The following is a 14,917-nucleotide window of genomic DNA, read 5'->3' as shown; positions in this document are numbered from 1 at the left end:
GGCAACGGAGAGTAGGACATGAAGATTAAGCGTTTTTTTGCCAAAGATATGCGCACAGCATTAAACGAAGTTAAAGCAACCTTGGGTGCGGATGCTGTCATCATGTCCAATAAGAAAGTGACCGGTGGTATTGAAATTGTTGCTGCCGTTGATTACGACGCCGCGAAAAAGAAAACGGAAAAAGCAGCGCCGGCGGCAAGCATGGAGGGTGAGCCATCATTCGCCAGCTTACGAAACAAATTGAATCAGGTCGCTCGTCAGCAACCGCCAAAGCCAATTGCTGAAGCGCGTATTCATAAGAAGATGCCAGAACAGGAGCCTGTAGCGGATTCCCTCCAGGCACTGTTATCTCGTCAGAACAAGTCAGCCATGTCGCCAGAGGAATTATCGTCAGCTGATGAGTCAATGCCGCCTATGGGTGCTTCTGCACAACGGCCATTGGCTTCGAGACAAGCGCCGCAGCCCATCGGTCAACGTAACGAATTTGAACGTTCTGCAGCGGCGGCTTCATTGCGACCTCAGTCGCCTTCTCGTGGCAGCAATAATAGTGACATGGAGCAGATGAAAGCTGAGATGGCGCAGCTGCGTAAACTTCTAGAACACCAACTGTCTGGGTTGATGTGGCAAGAAGTTGAGCGTAGAGAGCCAATGCGTGCCATGCTGGTTAAACAGCTTAAAAGCATGGGGTTTGCTGATGAACTGGCAGACCAACTGGCCTGCTATATTCCCGAAGATATGGCCGGGCATGAAGCATGGCCTAAAGTTCAACAGCTGGTCGCCGACCAATTATTGACTAATAATGATGAAATCATGCGTGACGGCGGTATTGTTGCCCTGTTGGGGCCAACAGGGGTTGGTAAGACCACGACTATCGCCAAAATCGCTGCGCGTTATGCGATGCAATATGGTGTGGATCAGGTGGCGTTAGTTACAACAGATACCTACCGTATTGGTGCTCATGAGCAGCTGTCGACTTACGGTCGTATTCTTGGTTGTCCGGTAAAAGTCGCGAAAGACGCTGATGAGTTAGCGAATGTATTACACCAGTTGCGTCATCGCTCATTGGTATTAATAGATACCGCGGGGATGGGACAGCGTGATACTCGTTTGACAGAACAGTTGCAGACATTGATGAGTAATAGTGAGCATCAGATTAAGAACTATTTGGTGTTATCGGCAACGGCTCAGCGACAAGTATTACAAGAAGCCGTTTCTCACTTCCGTCGCATACCGCTGGCAGGTTGTATTTTCACCAAACTTGATGAGTGTTTGAGTTTAGGGGAAATTCTAAGTGTTACAATTCAAAACGCTTTGCCAATCGGGTATCTTACCGATGGACAAAGGGTTCCAGAAGATATTCAGGTCGCAGATCCTGCATATCTTGTGACGAAAGCAACAGAGCTGATGGAAAGTAATAGCCAGGGTGAGGGTTATCTCTGGACAACCGATGCATTCAGTGAGATGAATTCTGAATTATATGATTAATGAGTTTTCCGACCAGGCGAGTGGTTTAAGAAAAATGAAGCGCGCTCAGATGGTAAAAGTAATTGCCGTCACCGGTGGTAAAGGTGGCGTAGGCAAAACGAATGTGTCGATCAATACCGCAGTGGCCATGGCCGAACAGGGAAAGCGGGTATTGGTGCTGGATGCCGATTTAGGCTTGGGTAACGTAGATGTGATGCTAGGCCTGCGGGTGCAGCATAATCTATCCCATGTGCTTTCTGGTGAAGTCGATTTGGATGATATCCTGTTGGATGGTCCCAAAGGTATCAAGATCGTTCCAGCCTCTTCTGGCACACAATCAATGGTTGAATTGTCGCCAACGCAACATGCTGGACTGATCCGCGCGTTTAGCGAATTGCGGACGGAGTTTGATGTCCTGCTTGTTGATACAGCGGCAGGTATCTCTGAGATGGTGTTGAGTTTTTCTCGCGCAGCTCAGGATGTCATGGTGGTGGTTTGTGATGAACCCACTTCAATTACCGACGCCTATGCGTTGATCAAGCTATTAAGCCGCGAACACGGCGTGTTCCGTTTTAAGATTGTCGCCAATATGGTGAGAAGCTTGCGGGAAGGTCAGGAGTTGTTTGCTAAACTTACGCGAGTCACGGATCGTTTTCTCGATGTCGCATTAGAGTTGGTTGCGACCATTCCTTTTGACGAAAACGTGCGTAAAGCGGTACGTAAGCAACAAGTGGTAGCTGATGCGTTTCCAAAATCTGCTGCATCTATTGCTTTTAGAACCTTGGCAGCCAAGGCTGTGAATTGGCCGATTCCATCACAACCGACAGGCCACTTAGAGTTTTTTATTGAACAATTGCTACAGAACCCTGAATTAATCGAAGAATAAACGCGTGAATAAAGCCGCGGCCTATATCGCAGAGCAGCGCCAAACGATTGTTGAGCAACACGCTGGTTTGGTAAAGCGTATCGCGCACCACCTCAAAGGGCGTTTGCCAGCTAATGTACAGCTGGATGATTTGATCCAATCGGGCATGATAGGTTTGCTGGAAGCCAGTAAAAACTATGATGGCACCAAAGGCGCTAGCTTTGAAACCTTTGCCGGGATCCGCATTCGTGGAGCCATGCTCGATGAGATCCGTAAGGGTGATTGGGCCCCTCGTTCCGTCCACCGTAACAGTCGGCGTGTTGCTGATGCCATCACTAGCTTGGAGCAAGAGCTCGGTCGTGATGCATTGGACACAGAAATCGCTCAAAAACTTGATATCACGGTGCAGGACTACCATCATATTCTTAACGAAGTAAGTACAGGGAAGATCATAGGCTTAGAAGATCTCGGTGTATCCGATGATGTGATAAGCGGAGATCAGGATACGACAAGAAGTCTGCCTTTTGATGGCATAGAATCAGAGCGTTTTCAAAGCGCTCTTGTGACCGCCATCAAAAGCCTACCAGAGCGGGAAGCGCTGGTGTTATCGCTCTACTATGATGAAGAGCTAAATCTGCGAGAAATTGGGGAGGTACTGGACGTGAGTGAATCACGTATCAGTCAAATTCACTCGCAGGCGATGCATCGGCTTAAAGCCAGAATGAAACATTGGACTAGCTGACCAACATTGTGTTGCGTCACAGTCACGTAAAGCTCACTGGAGGGCGTCTTGGATACAAGCATGAAAATTCTGATCGTTGATGATTTCTCAACGATGAGGCGCATCATCAAAAACCTGCTGCGGGATCTGGGTTTTAACAACACTCATGAAGCCGATGACGGCAACACTGCGCTGCCTATGTTACAGGGCGGTGATTTTGATTTTGTTGTCACCGACTGGAATATGCCAGGCATGCAGGGGATTGATTTATTACGTGCTATTAGAGCTGACGATAAGCTGAAAAGCTTACCGGTACTCATGGTGACAGCAGAAGCGAAGAAAGAACAGATCATCGCTGCTGCTCAAGCCGGAGTAAACGGTTACATCGTGAAGCCTTTTACAGCCGCTACGCTGAAAGAAAAGCTCGACAAGGTTTTTGAGCGTCTGGGTTAATGCGGTTCAAAGGGGAGCTTTATGGCTGATTCAAATCTGCCAAGCTTAACGCTTGAGCAGGCTAAACACTTGGTTTCACTCCTTGAAGAAGGGGAAGAAGCGAAGGCGCAGCAGTTACTTTCAACGTCGCATCCGGCGTTCTCCAGCGACCTTTTTTCCGAGGTCGGCAAACTCACACGCCAATTGCATGACGCTTTGCAGGATTTTCAACTTGATCCGCGCTTAGGTAAGTTGGCCACTGACGATATTCCAGACGCGACACAACGATTAAATTACGTTTTAGAGAAAACTGAAGATGCGGCTAACCGCACGATGGACGCCGTGGATGCCAGTCTGCCCATCGCTGATCGTATGCATTCAGAACTTGCCAAGCTAATGCCATCATGGAAATCCTTGATGGAAAGGCAGATAGAGCGGGGTCAGTTCAAAGAGTTGTGCCATAGTCTTAATGATTTCCTTGAATCTGCCGAAAAGGACTCAGATGTACTTAGAGAACGTCTGACCGAGATCCTGATGGCACAGGATTTTCAGGATTTAACAGGACAGGTAATACGGAGAGTCATCGAATTAGTAACAGAAGTTGAGGACAACCTCATTCATCTGCTGAAAGTGTTCGGTGCTCCAGAGAAAGTGGAAGAAACCAGTGCATCTCAAATTGAGGCTGAAGGCCCGATAGTTGATGCAGCAGAGAGAGAAGACGTAGTCAACGATCAAGATGATGTTGATGATCTTCTGTCCAGTCTCGGATTTTAAGGGGAAAGCCGCCCATGGGGTTTGAAGTTGATGAGGAAATCCTCCAGGACTTCCTGGTAGAAGCCGGTGAAATTCTCGAACAACTGCAAGAACAGTTGGTCGATTTGGAAAACAATCCGGAAGATTCTGACCTGTTAAATGCCATTTTCCGTGGCTTTCACACGGTAAAAGGCGGTGCAGGATTTCTTTCGTTGGCTGAACTTGTGGATGCTTGCCACGGCGCAGAGAACGTTTTTGACGTATTGCGCCAAGGAAAAAGACAAGTTACCCCAGAGTTGATGGATGTGATCCTTCAAGCGTTGGATAGCGTCAATGAAATGTTTGGTCAGGTTCAAGGTGGTGAACCCCTCACAGCTGCTGACCCTGAGCTATTACACGAGCTGCATCGTCTCAGTTCGCCTGAAGGTGCAGAAGCCCCTGCTGAACCCGCATCTGAACCTGTCGTTGAAGATGTTGTGGAAGAGCTCGCCAATGACCCTGAGGTGGTTGAAGCGGAGCAGCATCGCGCGGAAGGTGGCATTGATGAGATTTCAGATGATGAATTTGAAGCCTTATTAGATGAGCTACATGGCCCAGGTGGTGGCCCTACCGTTGAGTCCGCCGCACCATCGGCAGATGATGGCGACATTACCGATGATGAATTTGAAGCGCTTTTGGACCAGTTGCACGGTAAAGGTCAGCACAGTGGTCAACCTGATGTACCAGCAACACCAGCCTCGGACCCTGCGCCTGCCGCCGGTGATGATGAGATCTCGGATGACGAGTTTGAGGCGTTATTGGATCAGCTTCATGGTCAAGGAAAGGGGCCAACCCTAGAGGGAGCCGCTCCGGCAGCGCCCGCAGCGAAGGCACCAGTGCAAAAACCTGCACCGACACCTGAACCGGCGAAGCCTAAAGCGGAGGAAGCCGCGGCAAAAGCACCCGCCAAACCGGCGGCGAAAGCTCCCGCTGCGGCAGCAAAACCTAAAGCGCCAGCTAAACCTGTGACACCTCAGGCGGAAGCCACGGTTCGTGTTGATACGGCGAGACTCGACCAAATTATGAATATGGTCGGTGAGCTGGTTTTAGTACGTAACCGTTTGGTGAGTTTGGTCGGTGCCAGTCGTGATGACGAAGACCTGGCAAAAGCGGTAGCGAACCTTGACGTTGTGACTGCCGATTTGCAGGGCGGCGTGATGAAGACCCGGATGCAACCGATCAAGAAAGTATTTGGTCGTTTCCCCCGGGTTGTACGAGATCTTGCCAGAAGCTTGAAGAAAGAGATCAACCTGGTACTGGAAGGGGAAGAAACCGATCTAGATAAAAACCTAGTTGAGGCGCTTGCAGATCCTTTGGTGCATCTGGTGCGTAACTCCGTCGATCACGGCATTGAGATGCCTGATATACGTGAGGCCTCTGGAAAGCCACGTTGCGGTATAGTGAAGCTGACAGCTTCGCAGGAAGGTGACCATATCCTGTTAACCATCGAAGATGATGGCGCGGGTATGGATCCAGAAAAACTCAAGCAGATCGCTATTTCCCGTGGGGTACTGGATGAAGACAGTGCCGCCAGGATGTCCGATAACGAAGCTTATAATCTGATTTTTGCTCCGGGCTTCTCAACCAAAGTTGAGATCTCAGATATTTCAGGCCGTGGCGTGGGTATGGATGTGGTTAAAACCAAGATCACCCAGCTAAATGGCTCTGTTTATATCGATTCGGAACGGGGCAAAGGCACCACGTTAGAGATTAAGGTGCCGTTAACGCTGGCGATTTTGCCAACATTAATGGTGGTTATCGGCAAACAGACATTCGCGCTGCCGTTGGCTGCGGTGAATGAGATCTTCCACTTGGATCTGACGAAGACCAACATGGTCGATAGCCAGCTAACTATCATTGTTCGTAACAAAGCGATCCCGCTGTTCTACCTTGACGAGTGGCTGTTGGTTGGTTCAAAACCGCCAGCGAGAAGCGGCAACGGACACGTGGTGATTGTTCAGCAGGGGACGCAGCAGATAGGTTTTGTTGTTGACTCTTTGATTGGGCAGGAAGAGGTAGTGATCAAGCCTCTCGGCGCAATGCTGCATGGCACACCGGGAATGGCCGGGGCAACAATTACAAGTGATGGCGGTATTGCACTGATCTTGGATGTGCCAAGTCTGCTTAAAAATTACGCAAAAAAATAACAGTGAATTGATAGGTCGCCGTTAGCATTCTAGGCGGCCGATAAGGCGAGTAGGTATTCATGGCCATTAAAGTACTGGTTGTCGATGACTCCAGTTTTTTCCGTCGCAGAGTCAGCGAGATCCTTGAAAAAGATCGAGGGTTAGAGGTTGTTGGAAGTGCGAATAATGGTAAGGAAGCAGTCGCACAAGTAAAGAAATTAAAGCCTGATGTGATCACCATGGATATTGAGATGCCAGTAATGGATGGTATCTCGGCCGTGAAAGTGATTATGGCGGAAAACCCCACGCCGATCCTGATGTTTTCTTCTCTCACACAAGAGGGAGCTAAAGCAACACTCGACGCTTTAGACGCTGGCGCAATGGATTTCCTGCCGAAAAAGTTTGAAGACATTGCCAAAGACAGAGACGAGGCTGCGAGCTTATTACAGTCTCGGGTGACTGCTTTGGGGCGTCGCCGGGCTATGCCTGCGCGCAGGGCCGCTCCAGCACCAACACCTAGCGCTGGCGGTCGTACGCCCGTCACGCCACGGCCTTTGGCAGGAAGAACACCATCGGTAACCGCTTCAACTGCAAGCAGTGACGCCCGGCGCTCACTGCCAGCGAAACGCAGTGGTAAACGATATAAGTTGGTGGCCATTGGCACATCAACCGGTGGCCCCGTTGCACTTCAAACTATTTTGACCAAAATTCCTGCCAACTTTCCACAGCCGATTATTTTGATCCAGCATATGCCGGCGTCCTTTACCGGGGCATTTGCTCAGCGTTTAAACTCGATTTGTAAGCTGAAGGTGTCAGAGGCTAAGGATGGCGACGTACTGCGTCCCGGACATGCCTATCTAGCACCCGGCGGCAAACAGATGTTAGTGGAAGGGCGCGATAGTAATGCCCGGTTGCGCATTATAGACGGTGGTGACAAGGTCAATTACAAGCCCTGTGTTGATGTCACTTTTGCTGCTTGTGCCAAGGTTTTCGGTGGTGACGTGTTAGCTGTCGTGTTGACCGGGATGGGGGCTGACGGTCGTGATGGCGCACGTTTGTTAAAGCAGAAGGGCGCCAAAATATGGGCGCAAGATGAGAAAAGCTGTGTGGTTTATGGCATGCCGCAGGCGGTCGCTGCCGCAGGCTTGTCTGAAGCCTCTATCCCATTAGATCAATGCGCGGAGCGCATCATCGTGGAAGCGGGGAATGGATAAACTCACCCTTGTTGGGTTTGTTGTTGCGCTGGTTGCCATTATTGGCGGACAGGTATGGGAAGGTGGCAGTGCATTGTCATTGCTCCACGGGCCTGCTTTCTTAATCGTCTTTGGTGGCACTTTGGGTGCGGTGATGATCCAAACGCCATGGCGACAATTTGTACACTCCTTTGTTTTGCTAAAGTGGATGATCCTTCCACCGCCAGAGCAGCATCCACGTCTTGTTTCTCAGCTGCTTGCTTGGTCTGAAGTCGCACGGCAAAAGGGCTTCTTAGCACTGGAAGATGCTTTATCGAAAGAATCGGATTCTTTTACTCGTAAGGCATTGATTATGTTGATTGATGGAGAAGAGCCTGAAGTGATCCGTGACGCGATGGATACAGAGATTATTTTGTATCGAGAGCATATGTTACGTTCTGCCAAAGTGTTTGAATCTATGGGAGGTTATAGCCCCACCATCGGCATTATCGGCGCTGTTTTGGGTTTGATTCAGGCCATGACGTTTCTTTCTGATCCGAACGAACTTGGCAAAGGGATCGCAACAGCGTTTGTTGCCACAATATATGGCGTGGGTTTCGCTAACATCCTCTTTCTGCCGATCGCCAATAAGATACGTGCTTTGGTGCATTCGCAAGTGTTAGGCAAAGAGATGGTAGTGGAGGGGATCCTGGCGCTTGCTCAGGGAGAGAATCCACATCGGATAGAACATCGGTTACTCGCCTTTGTTCCGCGCTGATTATGTATCGTTATCGTCGTCGCCACCTTACCGAAGACCATGAAAACTTAGATCGTTGGTTGGTTTCCTACGCCGATTACATGACGCTAATGTTTGCCTTCTTTGTTGTGCTCTATGCGATGGCAATGATTAATAACGAAAAGTTTGAACAGCTATCCGATAAGCTGGGTGAAGTTTTCAGTCAGCAAAAAGATCCTGGCACAGGTGTACCTGGTGAAGGACTGCTAGATGAATCGAAGCATGCAGATACCCCTCTCTATGGTGAGAGCTTAGTTGATGCTAAAGGGTCAAAGTTGGTTGACGCCGACACTGAGCTGACAACGCTGGACAAACAGCGCACCGGTACGCCACTGAGTGAATTGGAAAACCAGTTAAACGAAGCGCTACTTCCCGTGGTTGAAAGTGGCTTAGCTGATGTTGAGATAGATGGCGACTGGTTGATCTTAGAGCTGCGCAGTGGCTTGTTATTTGCCAGTGGCTCTGCCGGTTTAGGCCCGAATGCTCAGCCTGTGCTCTCCTCCATCTCTGATACACTTTCTCAATCGGCCAACTATATTCGAGTGAGGGGATTCACTGATGATCAGCCAATTCGTAACGAACAGTTCTCTTCCAATTGGGAATTATCTGTTGCTCGGGCTACATCAGTGCTGCGCTTGTTGGAGCAGCAACTGGATCCTGAAAGGCTGGCGATAGAAGCTTATGGCCCTTATCAGCCAAAAGTATCGAATGATACGGCGCGGGGGAGAGCGGAAAATCGTCGCGTAGTGATTGCTGTCTCTAAGTATGCCTGGACTCCTGAGATCCAAATCGCTAATGAAATTCTCATAGCGGACGATGATATGGATACGCAAGGTGCAGATACGCCAGCGGCGGATACTCAGAGCGATGAAAAACGTAGCAAGATACGCTTTATTCGGCTACCGAACGGCGCATTGCGTATTACCACGCGTGATGATTGAACAGAATTAGGTAAGGTTGGGAGTAGTCAGATTGAAGATCTGGACAATCGCAAATCAAAAAGGCGGCGTTGGTAAAACAACGACTGCGATCACTCTCGCTGGGATCCTGGCTGAGCGGGGTCACAATGTGCTGCTTATCGATACTGATCCCCATGCTTCATTGACCTATTACCTAGGAATTGATGCCGAATCTCTGGATATAACCACCTATGATCTGTTTCTTGCTGGCCGTGCTGTTAAGCGTGAAATGGTTGAAGCTGCACGTTTAAAAACCCCGTTTGAAGGGATCGACTTACTGCCTGCGACCATGGCGCTGGCGACACTAGACAGAAAATTTGGTCAGCAAGACGGAATGGGGTTAGTGCTAAGGCGCGCTCTGTCTTTAGTGGAAGACCAATATGATTATGCACTGATTGATTGCCCGCCTGTACTGGGGGTGCTAATGGTAAATGCACTTGCTGCCTGTGATCGTATTTTGATCCCAGTGCAGACTGAGTTTCTTGCCTTAAAGGGCTTGGAGCGCATGGTTCGCACTATGGAGATCATGCAGCGCAGTTGTGACAATCAATTTAAGTCAACCATCGTACCAACCATGTACGACAAGCGTACCCGCGCCTCATTGCAGGCGCTGGAGCACTTAAAGCAGCGACATCCCAATGAAGTGTGGAATGGGGCTATTCCTATTGACACCAAGTTTCGTGATTCTAGCCTGCATCATCGACCACCCAGCATGCACACGCCACACTCTCGCGGCGTGATTGCCTATAAAACCCTGCTGAATTACCTGCAGCAGGTGGGTACCGCCTCCCAGGATATGCCATGAAGGATTTCCTCAGCGCTACAGAGCGCACCATGGCAGAGTACTTTGGCGCTATGCTGCATGAGGATGATGGCGCGGTAGAGGTGATGCCAAAAGAACCGGTGGAAGCAGCGCATGTTTTATCTCGCTCAACCACTTCGTCGTTGCAGCCTCAAGCTAAGATACAGCCAGAGCGACCTGATGTTGAGACATCAACCTTGGTGCGCCAGGCGCAGCCGGTAGAAGATTTACTGAAGCAGGTCGCCCAACATACGGCTTCTCCTTTGGCATCATTGACGACAGCTGATACGTCAGCTGATACGTCAGCTGAAAAGCCGGTTAAGGAGTTGCCAGAAGAGATCCAGGATTGGGTTATCGAAGAACCTGCGAAGCCTGCACCGGTGATCGAAAGCGCGCCAGCTGAGCCACTAACGATAGCAACCGATCCTGAGCTGCAAGGGTTGAAAAACCTGTTGGCCGAATCTGGTTTAGACCAGCTAACGGAAACTATTATTCCGCCAACTAAGGTGGATAGTCCACTCAACGATAGTGAATTTCAGACTCTGTTCTTTGAAGTGGCAGGTTTAACCCTGGCTGTTCCTCTTAAACAGCTAGGGGGGATCATGCAGATAGGGCGGATCCACAAGTTGATTGGCAAGCCTTCGTGGTTCAAAGGTGTGATGAACGTCCGCGGAGAGAAGCACAATGTGGTAGATACTGCGATGTGGGTCATGCCAGAGAAATACAATAAGAAATTGGCAGAGCACCTAAACTATCAATATCTTATAATGCTTGATAGTTCGCCTTGGGGTTTGGCTGTGGAAAACATTGTCACCGCAGAGCCATTATCTCAAGAGGGTATCAAGTGGCGTACAGAGCGTGGTAAACGTCCTTGGTTAGCAGGGATGGCCATAGACCGTATGTGTGCATTATTGGATGTTGAACAATTAATTTCCCTGCTAGATAAGGGGCTAGAAAGCTGAGTTTAAGACTCGGTGGATAGTCTATTAAGCATTAGCTTAGAAGCGTAGGAGCGTAACTAATGGCTGAAGAGCGTAATACCCAGAGTGATGATGCAGTGTTGCAGTGGGTGACTTTCCGACTGGAAAATGAAACCTACGGCATTAATGTAATGCAGGTTCAGGAGGTTTTGCGTTATACCGAAATCGCCCCTGTACCCGGTGCTCCAGACTACGTATTGGGTATTATCAATTTGCGCGGTAATGTGGTTACCGTGATCGATACCAGGTCGCGATTTGGTTTGCCGCCAGCAGAGCTGACTGATAATAGCCGTATTGTGATTATTGAAGCGGAAAAGCTGGTCATCGGTATTTTGGTCGACAGTGTTGCTGAAGTGGTTTATCTCAGATCGTCTGAGATTGATACGGCACCAAATGTCGGTACTGAAGAGAGCGCCAAGTTTATTCAGGGTGTTTCAAATCGTGATGGCGAACTGCTTATCTTGGTTGATCTCAACAAGTTATTGACCGATGAAGAGTGGGAAGATCTGCACGGCTTCTAAGCTGGCTGCTTGTCGGATGATGATTGCATGACCCTTGCTGAATTAGCGCTGGTACTATCTGTTTTGATGCCTGTAGTTTTTGCTGTGGGCGTTTGGTGGTGGCTGCATGGCGTGAATGAGCGGATGCAGATACTGGAGTCAGACCGAGACAATGCAGAACAGCAGCTCTATGAAGTGCGACAGGAGCTGCATGAGATCCGCGCTGGTGCGTTAGGCGTGGTTAAGCGAGTGAAGCTACTGGAACAAGAGGTGCTAGAAACGGCTGAAAAGCAAGAAGCCATGGCGCTCAATGACCCAGAGAATCGACTGTATAACCGAGCGATGAAAATGGTATCGCTCGGGGCCGATCTAGAAGAGGTAATGACTGAATGTGAGTTGCCTCGGGCGGAAGCGGAGCTGCTATTTACTCTTCACCGCAATAAAACCACCAGCTAAAGCGCACTCCAGCAGCGCTCTGTTCTATTAGACTTTGGCGCCGATGCCGCCGCCAGCTGTTTTCCAAAACTCCGGCATTTTACCCTGCAGTAGATAACTAAACGCGATCAGTTCAGCGATCACGGTGAACAGTTCCTTTGGGATCTCCTCACCTAATTCGATTTTTTGCAGAAAGGCCGCCAGCGCTGGGTCCTGATGAATATGAATGCCGTGGGCTTGTGCTTCGTTGATGATCTCTTCTGCCAGTAACCCATATCCTTTGGCAAGCACTTCTGGGGCTTGGTTGCCATCAAACCCGAGCGCGATCGCTTCGAGCTGCTTGGTTGCGGGCTGCTCAGTAGGAAACTCCTCGTTGCTTTCATCTTCACTCATGGATTAAATCTCCTGTCATACCTGCACCGCGATCAGCTGGTGCTCTTTTGGCAACAAGGTGGCAGGAACGGTGCCTTGTTTACTGGCGATCTCTGTATTAAACCCGATTTGTTGTAGACGGGTGTCGAGTGTTGAAAGGTGGTTGTCGACTAGTCGTTTTAGTCCGCCTTTACTAGCGACTAAACGCAGCTTTAGTTGTTGCTCATGCAGTCTGGCTTGCGCCATGAGCGCGCCATTTTCACCCACATCCAGTTTTAATGTCAGCTGCCAGTTCTTTAGTTTTTCATCCTGATTTGGATTGTCTTTATTATCTTCATCGCGGGGCGGATCTATGCGCCCTTCAACTTGCTTAAATAGACCCCCCTCGTTGATTGGCAGGGAAAAATAGCTGGGGGAGCCACTTGCTTGTTCGCTGCTCTGCGCCTGAAATAGCTGCGTTTGTTGGGCTATCTGACCAACGCTTTGTTGTAACCCCTGCAGTTGTCGGGCCGGAAGCGAATTGCCGGACAACCGTTGTTCAAACGAACGACCTGTAGCACCAGCCTTAACCGCTGTTTTATTCAATAAGGTGGATAGCTTCCCTGAAAACAGCAGATTCATCAGTAGCCCTAACGAATCATTGGCAGGCGCGGCCATCGGACTACCGCCCTGCAGTGTCGCTAAGGTCATCGCCATCAGTTGTGGTGAGAAAGGCTGAAATAGTAATTGTGACCGGATCCATTGCTGCACTTGCTCCGGTTTCACCTCGCTGGTTTTAGGCGTCTGTTGAAGAAACTGCTCCGTCAGTGCTTTGATGCCGTTGGCCAGCTCCGTTGCCCCCGAACCCGCTATTTTCTGTGCGCCATCAGCGGGTAATGGCTGGCTAGGTGTTGCTAGTTCATTAACCATTTTTTGCAGGTTCGTTAGTGCGCTGTCTAAAGGCTTTACGCCTTGCGATAGCAGGGGCAGTAGCTGTTTCAAGCTAGCCACTTGGGCGTTGCTTAGCTCTGGCGTTGCTGAAACCTGCTTAGGTGGTGGCGTTCCCGCCTGCTGAGACAAGGTGATCTGTCCCGGTTGGGCGTTGTTCAGTAGAGGCTTGTCGGTGCGCGGTATGGCAGACGTTAAGATCAGCAATTTTGCCAACTCTCTGCCTAATTGAGAGTTGTCATTGATCTGGTGGTTTTGTGAGTGTCCCGGTTGGCCTGCAGTGGGGGGCGTTGGCCAACTTACCTGATAACCATTGCTGGTTTTTACGATCGTCAGTTGCTTAGGTAAAACGGCGAGACTGGTAAGTTGTGCTTGGAGCTCTTTGGGCAGCGGTTGCGCCTGACCGTTAGGCAGTTGGATTGCGATCCCACCATCGCGGTTTGTTTGCAAGGGGAGGTTCAATTGCTGGGCTTTGGCCTCCGTTCCTAGCAGTGTGCCTGCCAGTTCTTTGGCTAACTGAAATTGTGCCACAGGTTGACTCGGTTGCTGCCAGCGTAATGACACGGCAATCTGCTTAAGCGCCTCGCCTACGGTTTTTGCTGGCATCACCGCTACGTTTGCTATCTCCACTTTCGGCAGTGATGTTGCAGACTCAGGGGCGAGAGGGAGTGTTGCTGGTAACTGCGCCTGGGCTGCCGGAGGCAGTACCGTGGTGATTTGATTCATCGTTACTTGCCAACGTTGGTCGGCTTGCGTGACGGTAAACATGTTGGCAAGGATTTTTAGTTGTGCCGGAGAAAGTGAAGAGAGAATGCCTTGCTGTGGATTCTGTCCAGAGGGTTGCCCCTGCATTGGCTGCTGAAGCGTCGGGTGGAGGCTGGGCCGTTGATAGCCGACACTTTGGGCACCTTGGTTGAGTTGATTGAGTAAGCTCTGTGCTTGTTTATCCGTCAGCGTTAATGGCAGCACAACTTGTCCTGATTGCGCCGGAAGTTGCAATGTTACAGTGACCTGCTGGCCAGTGACTTTGATTTCAATATTGACCGCCAGTGTGGCTTGAAGCTGCCCCGGTGTTGCTGTCAGTGCTGGATTGCCAGCATTTGAACTTGCCAGTTGTTGCGTGGCTGATTGCAGCGCTTGTTTAATCGGTGCGGGCAGGTTTGTATTGCCGGGCAGGGGTAACGGTTTTTCGTTGTTGGTTGCGGTCGATTGGCCGGGGCCTGTGGCTGCTGCTGAGTTGGCTGATGTTGTTAGTTGCCATTGACCCTGCTGGTAACTTAACGCGCCGGTCGCTAGATAGGTGCCGTTGGCCAGTTTAGCGCTATTGGAGGCGATCCCCGTCTGATTATCGCCAAGGCCAAGTGCCGCAGCGGATGCTGACAGCTTGCTTGATTGGGGCGGCGATGGTGGGATCTCATTACTCATATCGCTAGCCTAGTGTGCTTGTGAAGTAAGAGCAATGATCGGTTATTTGCAGTTTGACTGTGACAACGTTTTCACTCCTTAATGTCCATACATTTTGTAGCCTTGTTACCGGTACGGGCTGTGTTAACATCGGGTGGGATTTTTAATTC

General features: G+C 50.0%; 15 protein-coding genes. 13 read left to right on the top strand and 2 right to left on the bottom strand.

All coding sequences use genetic code 11. From position 1 onward, the window contains the following. Positions 1-18: 18 nt before the first annotated feature. The 13 genes from flhF to EXY25_RS17690 are packed head-to-tail and all read left to right on the top strand — an operon-like array spanning position 19 to position 12,065. Entirely contained in the window at positions 19-1,485 is a 1,467-nt protein-coding gene (gene flhF, locus EXY25_RS17750; protein WP_130567884.1) for a flagellar biosynthesis GTPase FlhF, read from the top strand. Next, on the top strand, positions 1,478-2,350 hold the full coding sequence (locus EXY25_RS17745; protein WP_114339746.1) for a MinD/ParA family ATP-binding protein: 873 nt from the start codon (positions 1,478-1,480) through the stop codon (positions 2,348-2,350). The genes flhF and EXY25_RS17745 overlap by 8 nt, the downstream gene beginning before the upstream one ends. 4 nt (positions 2,351-2,354) lie before the next feature. Beyond that, a complete protein-coding gene (locus EXY25_RS17740) occupies positions 2,355-3,071 on the top strand; it encodes an RNA polymerase sigma factor FliA (RefSeq protein WP_114339745.1) in 717 nt (238 codons plus the stop codon). Positions 3,072-3,119: 48 nt separating this feature from the next. Then, complete coding sequence (cheY, locus tag EXY25_RS17735) at positions 3,120-3,503, top strand: chemotaxis response regulator CheY (protein ID WP_114339744.1); 384 nt, start codon at positions 3,120-3,122, stop codon at positions 3,501-3,503. 21 nt (positions 3,504-3,524) lie between these two features. After that, a complete protein-coding gene (locus EXY25_RS17730; protein WP_130567883.1) occupies positions 3,525-4,256 on the top strand; it encodes a protein phosphatase CheZ in 732 nt (243 codons plus the stop codon). A gap of 14 nt (positions 4,257-4,270) precedes the next feature. Next, positions 4,271-6,421 carry a chemotaxis protein CheA gene (locus tag EXY25_RS17725; protein WP_130567882.1) on the top strand — a complete coding sequence of 717 codons (2,151 nt, stop codon included), beginning with the start codon at positions 4,271-4,273 and terminating at the stop codon, positions 6,419-6,421. 59 nt (positions 6,422-6,480) lie between these two features. Further along, positions 6,481-7,614: a protein-glutamate methylesterase/protein-glutamine glutaminase gene (locus EXY25_RS17720; RefSeq protein WP_114339741.1), complete on the top strand. Its 1,134-nt coding sequence runs from the start codon at positions 6,481-6,483 to the stop codon at positions 7,612-7,614. Next, on the top strand, positions 7,607-8,350 hold the full coding sequence (locus EXY25_RS17715; RefSeq protein WP_130567881.1) for a flagellar motor protein: 744 nt from the start codon (positions 7,607-7,609) through the stop codon (positions 8,348-8,350). Before EXY25_RS17720 ends, EXY25_RS17715 begins: the two co-directional genes overlap by 8 nt. A gap of 2 nt (positions 8,351-8,352) precedes the next feature. Continuing rightward, complete coding sequence (locus tag EXY25_RS17710) at positions 8,353-9,309, top strand: flagellar motor protein MotB (RefSeq protein ID WP_114339739.1); 957 nt, start codon at positions 8,353-8,355, stop codon at positions 9,307-9,309. A gap of 31 nt (positions 9,310-9,340) precedes the next feature. Then, complete coding sequence (locus tag EXY25_RS17705; protein WP_114339738.1) at positions 9,341-10,132, top strand: ParA family protein; 792 nt, start codon at positions 9,341-9,343, stop codon at positions 10,130-10,132. Continuing rightward, positions 10,129-11,091: a chemotaxis protein CheW gene (locus tag EXY25_RS17700; protein WP_246019586.1), complete on the top strand. Its 963-nt coding sequence runs from the start codon at positions 10,129-10,131 to the stop codon at positions 11,089-11,091. Before EXY25_RS17705 ends, EXY25_RS17700 begins: the two co-directional genes overlap by 4 nt. A gap of 59 nt (positions 11,092-11,150) precedes the next feature. Continuing rightward, positions 11,151-11,630, top strand: coding sequence for a chemotaxis protein CheW (locus tag EXY25_RS17695; RefSeq protein WP_114339737.1), 480 nt, complete (start codon positions 11,151-11,153; stop codon positions 11,628-11,630). Between the two features lie 27 nt (positions 11,631-11,657). After that, on the top strand, positions 11,658-12,065 hold the full coding sequence (locus tag EXY25_RS17690) for a DUF2802 domain-containing protein (RefSeq protein WP_114339736.1): 408 nt from the start codon (positions 11,658-11,660) through the stop codon (positions 12,063-12,065). Positions 12,066-12,092: 27 nt separating this feature from the next. On the opposite strand, the gene EXY25_RS17685 is transcribed toward EXY25_RS17690, so the two are convergent. Together EXY25_RS17685 and fliK are read right to left on the bottom strand one after the other, a co-directional pair. Beyond that, complete coding sequence (locus tag EXY25_RS17685; RefSeq protein WP_130567880.1) at positions 12,093-12,437, bottom strand: EscU/YscU/HrcU family type III secretion system export apparatus switch protein; 345 nt, start codon at positions 12,435-12,437, stop codon at positions 12,093-12,095. A 15-nt stretch (positions 12,438-12,452) separates the two neighbouring features. Then, the gene (gene fliK / locus EXY25_RS17680) at positions 12,453-14,768 is read right to left on the bottom strand and encodes a flagellar hook-length control protein FliK (RefSeq protein WP_130567879.1); all 2,316 of its coding nucleotides are present in this window, start codon (positions 14,766-14,768) and stop codon (positions 12,453-12,455) included. Positions 14,769-14,917 lie beyond the last annotated feature (149 nt).

Origin of the sequence: Corallincola spongiicola (genome assembly GCF_004284785.1) — a bacterium.
Classification (GTDB): Bacteria; Pseudomonadota; Gammaproteobacteria; order Enterobacterales; family Neiellaceae; genus Corallincola; species Corallincola holothuriorum.
This window is presented reverse-complemented; position numbering and strand designations above follow the sequence as displayed.